The sequence below is a fragment of the Streptomyces sp. NPDC004561 genome, from assembly GCF_053602155.1.
Window position 1 is genome coordinate 1 of record NZ_JBSGDB010000687.1, and the last position, 3,598, is coordinate 3,598.

General features: G+C 68.8%; 3 protein-coding genes. 2 read left to right on the plus strand and 1 reads right to left on the minus strand.

Going from position 1 to position 3,598, the window contains the following annotated elements:
- Nucleotides 1-800 precede the first annotated feature (800 nt).
- Nucleotides 801-1,379, minus strand: coding sequence for a hypothetical protein (locus ACWEN3_RS43565; RefSeq protein ID WP_452983422.1), 579 nt, complete (start codon nt 1,377-1,379; stop codon nt 801-803).
- A 245-nt stretch (nt 1,380-1,624) separates the two neighbouring features.
- Here ACWEN3_RS43565 and ACWEN3_RS43570 point away from each other — a divergent pair, with 245 nt between their 5' ends.
- Nucleotides 1,625-2,326 (plus strand): transposase, encoded by a 702-nt coding sequence (locus ACWEN3_RS43570; protein ID WP_452983425.1) that lies wholly within the window; start codon nt 1,625-1,627, stop codon nt 2,324-2,326.
- Nucleotides 2,327-2,352: 26 nt separating this feature from the next.
- Entirely contained in the window at nt 2,353-3,474 is a 1,122-nt protein-coding gene (locus tag ACWEN3_RS43575; RefSeq protein WP_452983428.1) for an IS630 family transposase, read from the plus strand.
- Nucleotides 3,475-3,598 lie beyond the last annotated feature (124 nt).

The following is a 3,598-nucleotide window of genomic DNA, read 5'->3' on the forward strand; positions in this document are numbered from 1 at the left end:
TGGGGAAGTCCGTCCCGCCCACCCGGCGCCCCGCCACACTCCACGCCACCAGGCCGCTGACCAGCCCAAATACCGAACTACGGCTGGAGTACTAGCGCAGGGCGGCGAGGGTGAGGGCCGCGCTTGCGCATGGGCGCATCCCTCACCGCACTATTTCGGGCGAACCGGCAGCCTCCGTCGTGCCTCAGTGATCACCTCTTCAGCGGGTGCCGGTTCGCGCGACATAGGCGGGCGTCCCGGCTGACTCCGACAGCGGCGTGAGCGGCGAGCAGGTGGGCGGCGGGGATCCTCTCCGCCGGGGCCATCAGTGTCTCCACTACGCTCCGCGCCCCGTTCACGGCAGCACCGTCGGCATCGGCCGGAGCGGGCTTCGACCTGCATGCCTCCGTGCTCGCGGCGGCCTGGGACAGACACCTGGAAACCCTGCCGCCTGGCACATCTACACAACGGTCCCGGCCCCCGACACTGCCGTCGGCTGGGCTTACGGATACGCCGGAGCCGACACGACTGACGCTTCTACCGAAGGCCCCTCAGACGCCCACACGGCTTGACCAAAGAGATAGGGGCCCCGCACACTACCCCGTGTCAGTAACCCGATCCCCCGAACACACCACCAACAGCACAAACACAACAATCTGACATGCCGTCACTGACAAGGTTCCGTGGTGGTGCTGACGTGGGAGACTGCCACCGCTACCGCCCGCGTGACCACACGGCCAGGGCGCGCCGGTTCCTGGCGGGCCAAGTGGTCACCTTCGGTTCGGGGCCGCCCTCCCGTCGCAACGGGCTGACTCGTAGCGTCAGCTGTAGGTCATCGGGCAGCCGCGGCGCAGTGAGTACTCGGCGGCACGCAGGTACACGGCGACGTAGAACGCGGCGTCCAGGTCCTCGCTCCAGGGCCCTGGCCGGGCCGCGGCCAGTTCCTTCGCCTCGCCCTCGAGGAACCAGAACGTCAGACCGAGGTTCCCGGCCTCCCGCGGCACCTCCGGCGGCAGTCCGATGACGTCCGCCAGCCGCCTGGCCAGGGCGAGCACCTGCGGCGCTCCCGCGATCACGGTCGTGTCGGTGTAGGCGGAGCCGATGGGCAGGTGTATCTCCTCCCCCAGCGACACCGGTACCAGCACCGACCACTCGCCGAACGTCTCCTGCTCCCGCGGCGTCAGGTGCGCGCGGCACAGCGCCGCGAACCCGTCCATGGGAGGGATGAGCTTCTCCTCGAACCACACTCCCGGTTCCTCCTCCCGAACGGGCTCGTACCGCGGCAGCCCCCGCCGCTCCAACTCCTCCTCGAGCGCCGAGGCGACGGCTCCCCGACCGCCCTCGTCCTCGTCGCCGTCGAGCCATTCCCGCGCACCCACGCTGACCAGATAGATCCCCATGCCGGAAAGGTAGCGCCCGCCACCGACAACGCCCCACCCGTAGACGGGTTGGCGTCAACGGTCTGAACGGTTCTCGTCCAACTTCTGGATGCTGTTGGTGATCTTCGCTCATAGGGTGAACTTGCCTGGCTTCAGATCTGGTCGTGTCTTCGGTGTGGTCCGCTCATCTCAGCGGGGTGGATTCGGCGGTCGGAGGGGTGGCCGCGATGGCAATGGGGTCCAGTCCGGGGCGGATGATTCCGCCGTTGACGGTACGCATAGCGGGGGCGAGCAACCCGCGGGGTACGGCGGCGATACGGGTGCGGGATCGCCTGGACAGCCTGTTCATCGATGAAGACTTCGCCGGCTGGTATCCGGTGGACGGACGCAGAAGGCTCTCGCCCGCGCAGCTGGCCCTGGTGTCGGTGTTGCAGTTCGCGGAGAATCTCACCGACCGGCAGGCCGCCGAGGCGGTGTGCTGCCGCCTGGCCTGGAAGTACTGCCTGGGGCTGGATGATCCAGGCTTCGACCACTCGGTGCTCAGCGAGTTCCGCGATCGGATGGCCGAGGAGGACCGGGCCGATCGGCTGCTCGCGGTCATGGTCGAGCGCCTGGCGGCCGCGGGGCTGCTCAAGCGGCGCGGGCGGCTGCGCACCGACTCCACTCACGTACTTGCCGCCGTCCGCAAACTCAACCGTGGTGAACTGGTCGCGGAGGCCCTACGGCGCGCCCTTGAGGAACTCGCGGTGCACGCGGAGGACTGGCTGGCCGGTCTGGTCACGCCTGCGTGGGCAGAGCGTCATGGCCGGCCGGTGCGCTACGACCGGCTACCGCGTGGCGGCGAGGCCCTCATCGCTTATGTCCTGCAAGTTGGCGCCGACGGACCGATTGATCTCAGCAGCGGCCTGACTAGCTCTGACCGCATAGGTTCGCCGGGTCGGTGGTCATGGCGGTTGGATGTGCGGTGACGTCTGATCCGACTGCTGGAGGTGCGGTGGCCGAGCCTGTCCGTGTGCGCAGACTGACCGACCAGGAGGGGCAGAAGCTGCAGCAGATCGTGCGCCGTGGCAGCACCAGCTCGGTGCGCTACCGGCGCGCGATGATGCTGCTGGCGTCGGCCGGCGGGAACCGGGTGCCGGTGATCGCCCAGCTGGTCCAGGCCGACGAGGACACCGTGCGCGATGTGATCCACCGGTTCAACGAGATCGGCCTGGCCTGCCTGGACCCTCGGTGGGCGGGAGGCCGTCCCCGCCGACTCAGCCCTGACGAAGAGGACTTCGTCGTTCAGACGGCCACCACCCGCCCCACCAAGCTCGGCCAGCCCTTCACCCGCTGGTCCCTGCGCAAGCTCGTCGCCTACCTGCGGAAAGTCCACGGTCGGATCATCCACATCGGCCGCGAGGCGTTACGCTGCCTGCTCGCCCGCCGCGGCATCACCTTCCAGCGCACCAAGACCTGGAAGGAATCCCCTGATCCCGACCGCGACGCCAAGCTCGACCGCATCGAGGAGGTCCTGGACCGCTTCCCTGACCGGGTCTTCGCGTTCGACGAGTTCGGCCCGCTCGGGATCCGGCCCACCGCCGGCTCGGGCTGGGCCGAACAGAAGCACCCCGACCGGCTGCCTGCCACCTACCACCGCACCCATGGAGTCCGGTACTTCCACGGCTGTTACTCGGTCGGCGACGACACTCTGTGGGGCGTCAACCGCCGCAGGAAGGGCGCCGGGAACACGCTGGCCGCGCTGAAGTCGATCCGCGCCGCCCGGCCCGACGGCGCACCGATCTACGTGATCCTGGACAACCTGTCCGCCCACAAGGGCGCCGACATCCGCCGCTGGGCGAAGAAGCACAAGGTCGAGCTGTGCTTCACGCCGACCTACGCCTCGTGGGCGAACCCGATCGAGGCCCACTTCGGGCCGCTGAGGCAGTTCACCATCGCCAACTCCAACCACCCCAACCACACCGTGCAGACCCGGGCCCTGCACGCCTACCTGCGCTGGCGCAACGCCAACGCCCGCCACCGCGACGTCCTGGCTGCCGAACGCAAGGAACGCGCCCGCATCCGCAGCGAAAAGGGCATCCGCTGGGGCGGACGCCCCCTCGCCACCGCGGCCTGAACGACCCGGCGAACCTATGCGGTCAGAGCACTAGCGGTGGTTTGTTAGACCGGGAGGTAGAGGTTAAGAGGTCTGCCGGTGCCGACAGCGTTGATCAGGGTCTGGAGCTCGGTGGGCGGGGGCT